The 13,279-nt window shown below is 70.7% G+C and carries 15 protein-coding genes; 9 read left to right on the forward strand and 6 right to left on the reverse strand.

Translation table 11 applies throughout. The features are described from left to right. The first annotated feature begins 40 nt into the window (after positions 1-40). A complete protein-coding gene (locus tag DFR69_RS32760) occupies positions 41-598 on the forward strand; it encodes a DoxX family protein (protein WP_110041575.1) in 558 nt (185 codons plus the stop codon). Between the two features lie 190 nt (positions 599-788). Then, complete coding sequence (locus DFR69_RS32765; RefSeq protein WP_110041576.1) at positions 789-1,601, forward strand: hypothetical protein; 813 nt, start codon at positions 789-791, stop codon at positions 1,599-1,601. A gap of 3 nt (positions 1,602-1,604) precedes the next feature. Here the strand turns inward: DFR69_RS32765 and DFR69_RS32770 are convergent, their stop codons facing one another. The 6 genes from DFR69_RS32770 to DFR69_RS32795 form a co-directional block, all read right to left on the reverse strand. After that, positions 1,605-2,930, reverse strand: a complete 1,326-nt coding sequence (locus DFR69_RS32770) for a glycosyltransferase 87 family protein (RefSeq protein WP_244198578.1) — start codon at positions 2,928-2,930, stop codon at positions 1,605-1,607. A gap of 127 nt (positions 2,931-3,057) precedes the next feature. Beyond that, positions 3,058-3,762, reverse strand: coding sequence for a methyltransferase domain-containing protein (locus tag DFR69_RS32775; RefSeq protein WP_167456491.1), 705 nt, complete (start codon positions 3,760-3,762; stop codon positions 3,058-3,060). Positions 3,763-3,842: 80 nt separating this feature from the next. Further along, complete coding sequence (locus DFR69_RS32780) at positions 3,843-5,885, reverse strand: ATP-dependent DNA helicase (protein ID WP_110041577.1); 2,043 nt, start codon at positions 5,883-5,885, stop codon at positions 3,843-3,845. Positions 5,886-5,925: 40 nt separating this feature from the next. Continuing rightward, positions 5,926-6,462: a DMP19 family protein gene (locus DFR69_RS32785; RefSeq protein WP_110041578.1), complete on the reverse strand. Its 537-nt coding sequence runs from the start codon at positions 6,460-6,462 to the stop codon at positions 5,926-5,928. Positions 6,463-6,476: 14 nt separating this feature from the next. Next, positions 6,477-7,043 (reverse strand): isochorismatase family protein, encoded by a 567-nt coding sequence (locus DFR69_RS32790; RefSeq protein WP_110041579.1) that lies wholly within the window; start codon positions 7,041-7,043, stop codon positions 6,477-6,479. A gap of 180 nt (positions 7,044-7,223) precedes the next feature. Further along, a complete protein-coding gene (locus DFR69_RS32795) occupies positions 7,224-8,534 on the reverse strand; it encodes a nicotinate phosphoribosyltransferase (RefSeq protein WP_110041580.1) in 1,311 nt (436 codons plus the stop codon). Between the two features lie 61 nt (positions 8,535-8,595). On the opposite strand from DFR69_RS32795, the gene clpS reads away from it, so the two are divergent. From clpS to DFR69_RS32830, 7 genes are all read left to right on the forward strand, one after another. Beyond that, on the forward strand, positions 8,596-8,946 hold the full coding sequence (gene clpS, locus DFR69_RS32800; protein WP_110041581.1) for an ATP-dependent Clp protease adapter ClpS: 351 nt from the start codon (positions 8,596-8,598) through the stop codon (positions 8,944-8,946). 15 nt (positions 8,947-8,961) lie between these two features. Continuing rightward, a complete protein-coding gene (aosR, locus tag DFR69_RS32805; protein WP_110041582.1) occupies positions 8,962-9,531 on the forward strand; it encodes an oxidative stress transcriptional regulator AosR in 570 nt (189 codons plus the stop codon). A gap of 47 nt (positions 9,532-9,578) precedes the next feature. Further along, the gene (locus tag DFR69_RS32810) at positions 9,579-10,637 is read left to right on the forward strand and encodes a P1 family peptidase (RefSeq protein WP_110041583.1); all 1,059 of its coding nucleotides are present in this window, start codon (positions 9,579-9,581) and stop codon (positions 10,635-10,637) included. 103 nt (positions 10,638-10,740) lie between these two features. Then, the gene (locus DFR69_RS32815) at positions 10,741-11,160 is read left to right on the forward strand and encodes a M67 family metallopeptidase (protein WP_110041619.1); all 420 of its coding nucleotides are present in this window, start codon (positions 10,741-10,743) and stop codon (positions 11,158-11,160) included. Between the two features lie 36 nt (positions 11,161-11,196). Then, positions 11,197-11,475: a MoaD/ThiS family protein gene (locus tag DFR69_RS32820; RefSeq protein ID WP_110041584.1), complete on the forward strand. Its 279-nt coding sequence runs from the start codon at positions 11,197-11,199 to the stop codon at positions 11,473-11,475. Position 11,476: 1 nt separating this feature from the next. Continuing rightward, entirely contained in the window at positions 11,477-12,439 is a 963-nt protein-coding gene (locus DFR69_RS32825) for a PLP-dependent cysteine synthase family protein (protein WP_110041585.1), read from the forward strand. A 55-nt stretch (positions 12,440-12,494) separates the two neighbouring features. Then, positions 12,495-13,214: a rhomboid family intramembrane serine protease gene (locus DFR69_RS32830; protein WP_244198582.1), complete on the forward strand. Its 720-nt coding sequence runs from the start codon at positions 12,495-12,497 to the stop codon at positions 13,212-13,214. The last annotated feature ends 65 nt before the right edge of the window (positions 13,215-13,279 follow it).

The raw sequence follows: 13,279 nt of genomic DNA on the forward strand, positions 1-13,279 counted from the left end.
TCCGGTTGCGGGCATGTTTCGAATCGCAGATGAGGACACGATGACCGACACCGCTACCCGCACCACTCCCTCGACAATCACGAAGACCGCCGACGCGCTCGATGCCAGCGGCATCGGCCTGCTCGTCCTCCGCGTCGGCTTCGGCGGCCTGATGGCCGCCTACGGCACCCAGAAACTGTTCGGCTGGTTCAACGGACAGGGCCTGACGGCCACCCAGCAGGGCTTCGACGCGATGGGCTACAACCCCGGCGCGCTCTTCGGCACCCTGGCCGGTCTCACCGAGCTGGTCGGTGGACTGCTGCTCGTCGCCGGGCTGTTCACCCCGCTGGCCGCGGCCATCGTCCTCGGCACGATGATCAACGCGATCAACGTCCTCTGGAGCGGCGGGCTCTTCCCGGCCGATCCCAGCGTGATGGGCTTCTCGACCCCGCTGCTGTTCGCCATCGTCGCGGCGGTGCTCGCCTTCACCGGCCCCGGTGTCTACTCGCTCGACGCCGGCCGGCCGTGGGCGCGCCAGGGCGTCGTGTGGGGCGCGGCCGCGGTGGCGCTGGCCGTCGTCACGGCGGTGCTCACGCTGATCCTCAAGTGGGCCCTCTGACATCAGGCGACAACCGTCGCGGGCGGCGCGGTGACCGGGTTTCGGTCACCGCGCCGCTTTTTCGTCACCAGCTCGACGCTCGCGGTTGGGCGCAGGCCCCGCATCTGTCGGCGGCGGCGATTACCCTCGGCGTCGGCGCCGGTCGAAGCGGCGCCACGGCATCGTCCGCGCGTCGAAGAGGAGAGCTGCGATGAAGGCTTACGACCTGGGTTTCGGAGATTCGGCGGACAAGCTGGCGGAGACGCCCGGCGGGGAACCGCTGACCCTCGACGCGCCGGTGCGCTCCGGCTGGATCGGCAGCGAGGGCCCCGCGATCGACCCGGCCACCTGGCCGCGCGGGCCGGTCACCGGGCTGCCGATGATGCACGCGCTCACCCTGCGACTGCCCGCCGACTTCCAGCGGCGTGGCCCGAAATTCCCCGCCATCGCCTTCTTCCAGGGGGAGGGTCAGTTCGCCGACGCGAACGATCCGGTGGCTCCTGACGCCGCCTCCGACGACCCGATCGCGCGCGATCTGGCCGCCACCCGCCTGCACTCGCAGCTGCAGCTGCTGCACGACGAGATCGGCGGGGTGTTCGCGCTGATCTGGCTCACCGAGGAGGAGTTCGCGGGCGGTCCGGTCGCCCCGCCCGCCGACGTGCGCGCGCCCGGCTCCCCGGTCGCGAGCGACGAGGGCTGTAACGCCTGGGACGACCTGCATCCCACCGTCGGCGTCTGGTTGGCCGAGCGCGTCGCCGATCCGAATGTCGGCATCCCGCCGGTCGAGTACGAACCGAACACCCGCTACCAGGACCCGCTCACCGAGGACTCCGGCTGGACCCCGTGGGCCGAACCGCTCTTCGGCCGCTCCCATCTGGGCGGCACCGCGTTCCCCGTGCAGGCGCTGCCCGAGGGGCTGACCCCGTACTACCTGGAGATCGAGGAGGTCTCGGGCATGAACTTCGGCGGCGGCAACGCCCAGCTCGACCTGGAATCGGGCGTGTTCGACTGGGCCTGCGGCTAGGGCTCAGTCGACCATCGCCGGGCGGTCGTCGTCAGGGTGCGCCCCGCCGACGACCTTCGGCGGCCGGATGGCGTGCGAAACCCGTTCAGCGGCAGGCGGATCGAGGATGATCGGTTCGATCGGCGCGGGTGGCTCGGCACGGAGCAGCTGGACGACCCCGACCAGGACCAGCAGATAGATGATCACGTAGACGTTCATCAGGAGCTGGATGCCCGGCCACCACGGTGGGAGCAGGAACGTGCCGACGCTGACCCACGTGGGCGTGTAGGTGTAGGTCCAGGCCGCGATGGCGACATACAGCGCGCCCGCGGCGAGCCACCAGCGGCCACGGCCCTGCGCGCGGTGGATCAGATACACCATCAGCGGGACGAACCAGACCCAGTGGTGGCCCCAGGAATACGGGGAGACGGCGCAGGCGGTGAGCCCGCCGAGCGTCACCGACAGCAGCTGTTCACCGCGCCGGGCCAGCGCGGCCGCGAGCCACATGGCCAGCAGCGCCACCGGCACCGCGATCAGCAGCCACAACCAGATCGGCGCGGGCCCGTGCACGAGATGCGCGATGGCGCCGCGCAGTGACTGGTTCGACGGGTGGGCGTCGGGGGCGATGCGGCCCGACTGGAAGAACGTCGAGGTCCAGTACTGATAGGAATCGCGGGGCAGGACCAGCGCGGTGAGTCCGATCGTCGCCACGAAGGTGAGCGCCGCGGTGGCCGCGGCGCGCCACTGCCGCTGCGCGAGGTACTGGGCGACGAAGTACAGCGGCGTCAGTTTGATGCCCGCCGAGATGCCCACCCCGAGCCCGCGCAGCCTGCTGCCCTCGGGCCGGGAGAAGTCCCACAGCACCAGCAGCATCAGCCACAGATTGATCTGGCCGTAGTACAGCGTCGTGCGCACGGGCTCGGCGAACGTGCAGGCCAGCGTGATCAAGATGCTGACAAGGACCAGACGAGTGGTCACCCGGTAGCCCAGCATGCGCCAGCTCTGCAGCACGACCGCGAACAGCACCAGGAGATTGAGCCCCATCCAGGTGTTGGTGACCGCGCCCCACGGGATCAGCAGCAGCGGCAGGAACACCAGCGCCGAGAACGGGGTGTAGGTGTAGAGCAGTCCGAGATGGGTCGGCTCGATGTAGAGCGCCCGATCGTGCAGGACCCGCCAGCCGCCGTCGCGGTAGATGTGGACATCGAGACCGCCGGCGAGGATGCCGCCGCTGATCATGTGCGGGTCCATGGTGGCGAACAACAGCGTCACGCCGGCGACGGCGGTGCCGAGTAGCAGGAGGAGCGTCGAGATCTTGTGCGGGAGCACCGCGCGTCGATTTTTCTCCACCACAGCCGTGCTACCGCTCGGCTCGCATCGTATGCACGTCTAAGAACCTACCGCCGCCCCGACCGGGTTCGCGTCGCGGCCCGCCATTGGTAGGCGATCCCTATCAGCTCGCCCGGTCCGGGCCAGGTCAGGCGGCGGGTTGCAGGACCAGCATGGTGTCGGCGCCGTGGTGGAACTCGTAGCGGACCTTGCGCAGCGCGGTGGGGATGCCCTTGTCGTGCAGTTCGGTGCGCAGGTGGCCGACCAGGTCGTCCAGGGGCGCGCCGGTGTAGTCGAGCAGGGGATACAGGCGCGCCTCCCCGGCGGTGACCCGCGCGAGTTCGTGCAGCGCCGCCAGGTGGAATTCGGCGTCGAGGCGGTCGGCGTAGCTGAACAGCAGGTGCGAGCTCAGCGACAGGTCGAAGGACTTGTCCGGAAACGGTAGCTCGGGCAGGCTCGCCGCGATGTAGCGGTGCGGCTCGGTGCGCACGTCGGCCGCGAAGCGCCGGGCGGCGCCGCGGCGGATGGCGGCGTGCCCGTCGGGGGAGCCGTACCAGTCCCAGCGGTAGCGGTGCGCGTTGGCGGCGGCCCACGCCACCGCGCGGTCGTTCTCGGTGACGGCGTCTTCGGCCAGATCGGTGGTGGGACGCGCATAGATGGGGTCGACCGCGGTGACCGCGGCGCCGAGCGCGCTGGCTTCAGCGGTGAAACTCGCCGCGCCGCCGGGACAATCGAGGATTCGGCGACCGGTGAGATCGTCGTCGGACAGGTGAAACATCGCGCGGTACTCGGCCAAAGATCTTGCGCTGACCAGAAATTCGCCGAGTACCTCGCCATCGGCGTGGTGCTTCATCTGCCAACGTTCTCATGAGATGCTTTCGCCCGGTAGCGAATTCACCGTTGTGGTCATGCGAATTGCACGACTCGGTCGCGCTAGGCCGAGGCGGTGAGCCTGCGCAACGCCTTCGACACGACCTCGGGATCGGTGGTCTCCCAGTACGGCGGCAGCGAGGCGCGCAGGTATCCGCCGTAGCGGGCGGTCGCCAGGCGCGAATCCAGGATGGCGACCACACCGCGGTCGTCCACACTGCGCAGCAGCCTGCCGGTGCCCTGTGCGAGCAGCAGGGCCGCGTGATTGGCCGCCACCGTCATGAACCCGTTGCCGCCGCGCGACTCGACCGCCCGCTGGCGCGCCGTGAGCAGCGGATCGTCGGGGCGGGGGAACGGAATGCGGTCCAGGATCACCAGGCTCAGCGACGGGCCGGGCACATCCACGCCCTGCCACAGGGTGAGTGTGCCGAAAAGCGAGGTCTCGGGGTCGTCGGCGAACTTGCGGACCAGCGCGCCCATCGAATCGTCGCCCTGGCACAGTACCGGGGTGTCGAGGCGTTGGCGCAGTGCCTCGGTGGCCGCCTTGGCGGCGCGCATCGAGGAGAACAGCCCCAGCGTGCGGCCGCCCGCCGAGGTGATCAGCTGCTCGATCTCGTCGAGATAGGCCGGCGAGAGGCCGTCGCGACCCGGCGGGGGCAGATGCTTGGCGACATAGAGGATGCCGGACTTGGCGTGATCGAACGGGGAGCCGACATCGAGGGAACTCCAGCGCACCGACTCCGTATCGGCCGGCGCGGTGGCGCCGTTGGCCAACGCGGGATCGACCTTGCCCGCGGCCTGCGACGGCAGTCCCCAGGTGATGGCAAGGCTGTCGAAGGAGCCGCCGATCTGCAGCGTCGCCGAGGTGAGCACGACCGTCGCGGTGCCGAACAGCCTGCTGCGCAGCAGCCCGCCCACCGACAGCGGCGCCATCCGCAGGGTGCGCCGCGCGACGCCGCGGATCTCGTCGGCCGAGAGCCAGATGACGTCGCGGCGCGCGGCCGGATCCGCCTCCTCGAACGCGGTCAGGGCGCGCACGGCGGCATCGTGCACCTCGTCGATGGCGGCCACCGCCATGGTGCGGGCCGCCGCGTTGTCCGGATCGTCGGTGGCCTTGACGCTGCCCTGCGGCGCGATCGCGGTGCGCGCGTTCCACGCGGCGTCGCGGACCAGGGCGAGCACGGGGGCGATGCCGTCGGGCAGCTGGTCCCAGCGGCCGGGCGGCATGTCCTCGAGCGCCTCGTGGAAGGCCTCGGCGGCACCCTCGAGCCGGTCGACCTCGCGTTCGTCGATCAGCTTGGTGCAGCGGCGGGCCGCGGCGCTGATCGCGGTCGCGGCCAGTTCGGCGGTCGCGACGCCGGTGACCCGGTCGACCAGTTCGTGCGCCTCGTCGATCACCACGACATCGTGCTCGGGCAGGACCTGGATGCCGCTGATCGCGTCGATCGCGAGCAGAGCGTGATTGGTGACCACCACGTCGGCCTGCGCCGATTCCGTGCGCGCCTTCTCGGCGAAGCAGTCCTGGCCGAACTGGCAGCGGGTCTTGCCCAGGCATTCGCGCGAGGACACGCTCACCTGCCGCCAGGCCCGGTCGCTCACGCCGGGCGCGATCTCGTCGCGGTCGCCGGTCTCGGTGTCGGAAGCCCACTCGTTGAGGCGCTGCACCTCGCGGCCCAGCTTGGAGATGGCGAAGGCGTCGAACAGTTCGGCCTCGCCCGTGTCCTCCGGGATGACACTGTTGATCTTGTTCAGGCACAGATAGTTGTTGCGGCCCTTGAGGATCGCGAACTGCGGCGTGCGGCCGAGCGGCTTGCTCAGCGCCTCGGCCAGCCGCGGCAGATCGCGGTCGACGAGCTGACGCTGCAGCGCGATCGTCGCCGTGGAGACGACCACCGTGCGCCCCGTCCGCACCGCGTGCCGCAGGCTCGGCACAAGGTAGGCCAGCGACTTGCCGGTGCCGGTCCCGGCCTGCACGGCCAGGTGCTCCTTGGTGTCGATCGCGTGGTCGACGGCGGTGGCCATGGTGGTCTGCCCGGTGCGCTCCTTCCCTCCCAGCGCGTGCACGGCGGTGGCGAGCAGTTCGGCGACGGGAGGAAGTTCGGGCACGCAGGCAGCTTATCCGCCTCCCACGACAAGTCCGTCCGCCTCAGTACTCCCGGACGAAGTCGTCGAGGTTGGCGCGGATGTAGTCGAGGATGCGGTGTTCGAAATCGGCGGGCTCGTTGATGTCGTAGATCTCGTCGGGGTCGTCGGCGCGGTCGCCGTCGGGGCGGCGGATGCGGCCGGGGGCGGCGAGGGTCTGGTGCTCGTCGTCGAAGAAGCGGTCGAGGTCGTCGTCGGGGGAGCTGGGGGAGAAGTCGCGGGCGGTCAGAACGGCGGCCGCGGCCAGTTGCGGCATCCCGGCCGCGCGCAGACCCCTTGTGGCCCAGGGCAGTTCGCTGCGGCGGGTGCGCAGGTAACCGCTGAAGCCGGCGTCGAGGACCGTGGCGTGCAGGCTCGCCAGGGCCAGCAGGTGGGCGAAGGCGGGCGGCAGTTCGGCGAAGGCACCGATGCCGCGCCGCCGCAGCTCCTCGGTGCCGGGGTTGGACCAGAACACGATGTCGGCGGCGTCGTGGATGCTGTCGACCTCGGCCAGCGCGGTCGTCAGCCGGTCGCGCGTCGGCGCCGGGAATCGGTAGTCCATGCGTGCAGGGTAGGTCAGGCGGGCAGGGTGCCCGACAGCTCGACCCCGGCGTCACGCAGGGTGGTGAGGGCGGCGGCGACGGTGTCCGGCGCGACACCGGCCGTGAGATCGAGCAGCACTCTGGTGTCGAACCCCGCGGTGCGGGCGTCCAGCGCGGTGGCGCGCACGCAGTGGTCGGTGGCGATGCCGACCACGTCGACGGAGTCGATCCCCCGTGCCCGCAGCCAGTCGGCCAGCGGAGTGCCGTCCGCGGCGGCTCCCTCGAAACCGGAGTAGGCCGCGGAGTACTCGCCCTTGGAGAAGACCTCCTCCACCAGGCCGGTGTCCAGCGCCGGATGGAAGTCGGCGCCGGGCGTGCCGACGCGGCAGTGCGGCGGCCAGGTGTCGACATAGTCGGGCTCCGCGGAGAAGTGTTCACCGGGATCGACGTGATGGTCCCTGGTCGCGACCACCGCGTCGTAGTCCTGCCCGGCGACGAACTCACTGATCGCCGCGGCCACCGCGGCGCCGCCGGTCACCGCGAGCGAACCGCCCTCGCAGAAGTCGTTCTGCACGTCCACGATCACCAGACCGCGTCCCATACTGTCCTCCACTCCACGATCGCGCTGGCCCGCGCCTCTGCCCGCCGGGTCCGACGCCCTCATTCTCCGCCCACCCCGCCGGGTCGGCCACCCGGTCGAGGTGGTCCGCCCGCCGGCGCCGGATCCCCTCGTCGGCGGGCGCCGGGGCACCGATCCGCGAGGCAGGCGCGCGCGGACCACTCAGCCCAGGAACGTCGTCGGCACCGCGGGTTCGCCCGCCGACAGCTTGAGCCCCTCCCACGGCAGGCTGACCAGCCCGCGCGCCACCAGCTCCCGGCTCTGCGCCAGCGTGGCGGTCCCGTCGCACACCGCGCCGTCGCGCACCAGCGGCACCTGCAGCTCGCGCACCTGGAATCCGTTGGTGGACGGCGCTTCTCCCGCCTCCGGATAGACGATCTCCTCGACGATGGTGCCGGTCGCGCGGGCCAGGCGCACCGCCTTCTTGGTGCCGCCGCGCGACTGCTTGTGGCTGCTGCGCTTGGCGACCGGAACGCCCTCCACCTCCACCAGCTTGTAGACCATCCCCGCCGTCGGCGCGCCGGACCCGGTCACCAGCGAGGTACCGACGCCGTAGACGTCGACCGGCTCGGCGCGCAGGGCCGCGATCGCGTATTCGTCGAGGTCGCCGGAGACCACGATGCGGGTGCCGGTGGCGCCGAGGCCGTCGAGCTGATCGCGGACCTGCCTGGCCAGCACGCCGAGATCACCCGAGTCGATCCGCACGCCGCCGAGCTCGGTGCCTGCGACCTCGATCGCCGTCGCGACGCCCCTGGTGATGTCGAAGGTGTCCACCAGCAGCGTGGTGCCGACGCCGAGCGCCTCGACCTGGCTGCGGAAGGCGGCCGCCTCGTGCTCACCGTCGGCGCCGCTGTGCAGCAGGGTGAACGCGTGCGCGCTGGTCCCCGCGCCCGGCACGCCGAAGCTGCGCACGGCTTCCAGATTGGAGGTCGCGTCGAAACCGGCCAGATAGGCGGCGCGCGAACTCGACGGCGCGGCCAGCTCGTGGGTGCGGCGCGAGCCCATCTCGATCATCCGCCTGCCCGCCGCCGCGCTCACCATCCGCGCCGCCGCCGAGGCGATGGCGCTGTCGTGATTGAGGATCGACAGGATCAGCGTCTCGAGCAGCACACATTCGGCGAAGCTGCCGCGCACGGTGAGGATCGGCGAGCCGGGGAAGTACAGCTCGCCCTCGGCGTAGCCGTCGATGTCGCCGGTGAAGCGGTAGGACCGCAGCCAGTCGACGGTGGCCGGGTCGAGGAACTTCGCCGCGATCGCGAGCTCGGGCTCGCCGAAGCGGAATCGGGTCAGCGCCTCCAGCACCCGGCCGGTGCCCGCGACCACGCCGTAGCGACGGCCGTTGGGCAAGCGCCGGGCGAACACCTCGAAGGTGCACGCGCGATGGGCCGACCCGTCGGCCAGCGCGGCGGCCAGCATGGTCAGCTCGTACTGGTCGGTCAGCAGCGCGGTGCTGGCCTCGTCACGGATCTGCACACCCGAAACTGTAGTCACGCCGGGTGTTGTTTCTGTGGGGCCGCGTCGTACCCTGGGGTTTATGGCCGTGTGCAATTCCGTTCGAGCCGGCGCCGCCACCGACGCCGTGAACGCCGCACTGTCCGCGGCGCAGGCGACTCCGGAGGCCGTCGAGAACACCGAGATCCTCGAGGCCGAGGACCGACCATGGGTCACCGTCGTCTGGGACGACCCGGTGAACCTCATGCACTACGTCACCTACATCTTCCAGAAGCTCTTCGGCTACAGCAAAGCCAAGGCGACCGAGTTGATGCTGCAGGTGCACAACGAAGGCAAGGCGGTCGTGTCCTCCGGCTCCCGCGACAAGATGGAACAGGATGTGCGGCGGCTCCACGCCGCGGGGCTCTGGGCGACCATGCAGCGCGACGACTGAGTACCGTGTAACCCTGTGCGGAAGTGGAGCAGGAAGAACTCACTGAGTGGCCTCAAACTGCGGTCCGAGATGGACGAGCACGAGGCCACGGTTCTGCGCTCCCTGATCGGCGCCGTCTCCGGACTGCTCAGCGACCGCGCCGCCGAGACCCCCGAGGACGAACTCGCCGCCCTCACCGGCCTGCGCACCGGCAACTCCACCCCACCCGACGACCCGCAACTGCTGCGTCTGCTGCCCGATTTCCACCGGGCCGAGCCGGGCTCGCCCGACGCCAAGCGCGCCGATCTCAACGCCGCCCTGCGTAGCCTGCACGAGCCCGAGATCATCGACGCGAAGCTGGCCGCGGGCCGGGTGGTCCTGGACAGCTGCCCCGAGGCGGGCGGCAAGATCGTGCTCACCCCGGAGCAGGCCGACGCGTGGCTGGCCGCGCTCACCGATGTCCGCCTGGCGCTGGGCACCCTGCTCGACATCGACGACGACACGCCCGACCACTTCGATCCGAGCGATCCGCGGGCGCCGCACCTGGACGTCTACCACTGGCTGACCTGGATGCAGGATTCGCTGCTGCAGGCGCTCGCCCCCTGATTTCCTGGCCTTCCGCACCCGCACGAATCGCCCAGGAGGGTCGACAGATGCGCAGCACCCCCGGTCCACGCGACGCGATCACCGATGTGGCGGGCGTGCTCGTCGGCCACCACCACGTGCTCGACGACGACGTCACCCTCGGCACCGGCGCCGCGACCGGCTGCACCGTGATCAGGGTGCCCGGCGGGGCGACCGCCTCGGTCGATGTGCGCGGCGGCGGGCCCGGCACCAGGGAAACCGATCTGCTCGATCCGGCCAATACGGTGCGTCAGCTCAACGCGGTGCTGCTCACCGGCGGCAGCGCCTACGGCCTGGCCGCCGCCGACGGCGTGATGCGCTGGGCGGAGGAACACGGCGAGGGCATCCCGATGGACCCCACCGACCCGCGCCGGGTGGTACCGATCGTGCCCGCCGCGGTGATCTTCGATCTGCCGGTGGGCGCGTGGGACATCCGCCCCGACGCCGACTTCGGCTTCCGCGCCGCCGAGGCCGCCTCGACCGAGTTCGCGCGGGGCACGGCGGGCGCGGGGGTCGGCGCGCGGGCCGGTGCGCTCAAGGGCGGAATCGGTTCGGCGAGTGTGGTTCTCACCGACGGGCCCGGCGAAGGCGTCACCGTCGGCGCGGTGATCGTCGCCAATCCCGTCGGGTCCGTGGTCGATCCGCGCACCGGCCTGCCGTGGGGCGCAGGCACCGACGGCCCCGAATTCTTCGGCCTGCGGCCCGGCACCGACGCCGAGATCGCCGCGCTCAACGCGCTGCCGGTGAAGAGCATCGTGCTCAACACCACGATCGGCGTGATCGCCACCGACGCCGCGCTCGACCCGATATCGTGCCGCCGCCTCGCCGCCACCGCGCACGACGGCTTGGCCCGCGCGATCCGTCCCGTGCACTCACCGCTCGACGGCGACACCCTGTTCGCGCTGTCCACCGGCGCGATCGAGGTCGCGCCCGTCCCACTGCCCGGCGCCTTCCCCGGCGATCTGCTGCTGCTCGACGATCTGTGCACGGCCGCCGCGGTGGCGGTGGAACGCGCGGTCGTCGACGCGGTGCTCAGCGCGACCTCGATCGCGGGCATCCCCGCCTACCGGGATCTGTTCCCGCGCTGATGGGGACCGGTGTGCGCGGCGCCTGGAATACCCGAATAGGGTGAGTCGTTGTCGAGGTGGTGCTCGACAGCACGCTGGACGGTTTGTGGAAAGGGTCGAGGAAGTGCTGGTGATCAGGGCCGATCTCGTGGACGCGATGGTGGCGCACGCGCGCGCCGACCACCCCGACGAGGCCTGCGGGATCATCGCCGGGCCCGAGGGCAGCGACCGGCCGGAGCGCTTCGTCGCCATGCTCAACGCCGAACGCTCGCCCACCTTCTACCGCTTCGATTCCGGGGAACAGCTGAAGGTCTGGCGCGCGATGGACGACGCCGACGAGACCCCCGTCGTCATCTACCACTCGCACACCGCCACCGAGGCCTACCCGAGCCGCACCGACATCTCCTACGCCTCCGAGCCGTTCGCGCACTACGTGCTGATCTCCACCCGCGACCCGGAAGTGCACGAACTGCGCAGCTACCGCATCGTCGACGGCGAGGTCACCGAAGAGCCCGTCCGGGTCGTCGAGTCCTACGACGCCTGAACCCCAACGAACGACAGTCACACCCGAGGAGTCCCCATGCCGGTAACCGTGTCCATTCCGACCATCATGCGAGGTCTCACCGGAGGCGAGAAGCGCGTCCAGGGTGAGGGCGAGACCCTCTCGGCGCTCATCGAGAACCTCGAGGCCAACCACCCCGGGCTGGCCGAGCGGCTGCTCAAGGACGGCAAGCTGAACCGCTACGTCAACATCTACGTCGACGACGAGGACGTGCGCTTCGCCGGCGGCCTCGACGCCGAGGTCCCCGCCGGCGCGTCGGTCACCATCCTTCCGGCCGTGGCCGGCGGCGCGCGCTGACGTGGCCCGCTACGAATCGCTGATCGCGACCCTCGGCAACACGCCGCTGGTCGGGCTGCGCACCCTGTCCCCGCAGTGGGACGGTGACGACCACGTCCGCCTGTGGGCCAAGCTCGAGGACCGCAACCCGACCGGCTCGATCAAGGACCGCCCCGCGCTGCGGATGATCGAGCAGGCCGAGGCCGACGGGCGGCTCACGCCCGGCTGCACGATTCTCGAGCCGACCAGCGGCAACACCGGGATCTCGCTGGCCATGGCGGCCAAGCTCAAGGGTTACCGGATCGTGTGCGTGATGCCGGAGAACACCTCGGTGGAGCGGCGTCAGCTGCTCACCATGTTCGGCGCCGAGATCATCGATTCGCCCGCGGCGGGCGGCTCGAACCAAGCCGTCGCGATGGCCAAGGAGATCGCGGCGCAGAATCCCGACTGGGTGATGCTGTACCAGTACGGCAACCCGGCCAACGCGCTCGCGCACTACGAGACCACCGGCCCCGAACTGCTGGCCGACCTGCCCGAGATCACCCACTTCGTCGCCGGACTCGGCACCACCGGCACCCTGATGGGCACCGGCCGGTTCCTGCGCGAGAAGGTGCCGGGCATCGAGATCGTCGCCGCCGAACCGCGCTACGGCGAACTCGTCTACGGCCTGCGCAACATCGACGAGGGCTTCATCCCCGAGCTCTACGACGAGACCGTGCTCACCACGCGCTTCTCCGTCGGCCCGTACGACGCGGTCAAGCGCACCCGCGAACTCGTCGGCGAGGAGGGCATCTTCGCCGGGATCTCCACCGGCGCCATCCTGCACGCCGCGCTCGGCGTGGCGAAGAAGGCGCAGAAGGCGGGCAGGCGCGCCGACATCGCCTTCGTCGTCGCCGACGGCGGTTGGAAGTACCTGTCCACCGGCGCCTACGACGGCACCCTCGACGAAGCCGAGGAGAAACTCGACGGGCAGCTCTGGGCCTGATCGGTACCCTTGGGAGGGAGTGGGCTCCGTGACGAGCCCGGCCCGAACGGAGGCGATGTCGGTGAGCGGTGGGGTAGGGGCGTCGTTCGATCCGGATCGGATCGCCGGGCTGCGCGGGCAGACCGGTGCGCAGCCGCCCGAGCGGCGGGGCTTGGTCAAGGCGTGGACGCGCGCGGCCGTGGTGATCGTCGGATTCGTCGGGTCGCTGTATGTGATCGAGGGCGTCGACGCGGTGCTCTCGGCCGACCGGCCCGCGGGCGCGCCGGGGCAACTCGACGCGGGCGGTATCGAACCGCGCGAGGTCGACGGGCTCGACGGCATCCTGTGGGCGCCGCTGCTGCACGGTGGCTGGGACCATCTGCTCGCCAACACCCTGCCGCTGCTGGTGCTCGGATTCCTGGTGCTGCTGTCCGGGATCGGGCGCGGTATCGCGGCCACCGCGATCGTGTGGGTGGTCGCCGGGGTCGGCACCTGGCTGACGGGTTCCACCGGCAGCGTGCACGTGGGCGCGTCGTCGCTGGTGTTCGGCTGGCTGACCTATCTGATCTGCCGTGGGTGGTTCGCCCGCAATGTGGGGCAGATCGTGCTCGGCGTGGTGATCTTCCTGTTCTACGGCTCGATGCTGTGGGGCGTGCTGCCCAGCGATCCCCTAATTTCTTGGCAGGGACATCTTTTCGGGGCGGTGGGTGGAGTCCTGGCGGGCTGGGTACTCTCTGGTGATGAACGTCGACGCCGCCGTGGAGCATCGGTCGGCCGCGCAGTACCAACGCGGTAGCCGGGGGTCCGGTCTGGAATATGGGGGGATCCTGCATTGAGCACCAGCACGTCGTGGCAGCATGG

This window comes from Nocardia neocaledoniensis, from assembly GCF_003182135.1.
In the GTDB taxonomy this organism is placed as follows: domain Bacteria; phylum Actinomycetota; class Actinomycetes; order Mycobacteriales; family Mycobacteriaceae; genus Nocardia; species Nocardia neocaledoniensis.

What these genes read in the sequence shown, in the direction of transcription:
- DFR69_RS32760 (WP_110041575.1), top strand. Translation starts at nt 41, where the DNA reads ATGACCGACACCGCTACCCGCACCACTCCCTCGACAATCACGAAGACC.
- DFR69_RS32765 (WP_110041576.1), top strand. Translation starts at nt 789, where the DNA reads ATGAAGGCTTACGACCTGGGTTTCGGAGATTCGGCGGACAAGCTGGCG.
- DFR69_RS32775 (WP_167456491.1), bottom strand. Translation starts at nt 3,762, where the DNA reads ATGAAGCACCACGCCGATGGCGAGGTACTCGGCGAATTTCTGGTCAGC.
- DFR69_RS32785 (WP_110041578.1), bottom strand. Translation starts at nt 6,462, where the DNA reads ATGGACTACCGATTCCCGGCGCCGACGCGCGACCGGCTGACGACCGCG.
- DFR69_RS32790 (WP_110041579.1), bottom strand. Translation starts at nt 7,043, where the DNA reads ATGGGACGCGGTCTGGTGATCGTGGACGTGCAGAACGACTTCTGCGAG.
- clpS (WP_110041581.1), top strand. Translation starts at nt 8,596, where the DNA reads ATGGCCGTGTGCAATTCCGTTCGAGCCGGCGCCGCCACCGACGCCGTG.
- DFR69_RS32810 (WP_110041583.1), top strand. Translation starts at nt 9,579, where the DNA reads ATGCGCAGCACCCCCGGTCCACGCGACGCGATCACCGATGTGGCGGGC.
- DFR69_RS32820 (WP_110041584.1), top strand. Translation starts at nt 11,197, where the DNA reads ATGCCGGTAACCGTGTCCATTCCGACCATCATGCGAGGTCTCACCGGA.
- DFR69_RS32830 (WP_244198582.1), top strand. Translation starts at nt 12,495, where the DNA reads ATGTCGGTGAGCGGTGGGGTAGGGGCGTCGTTCGATCCGGATCGGATC.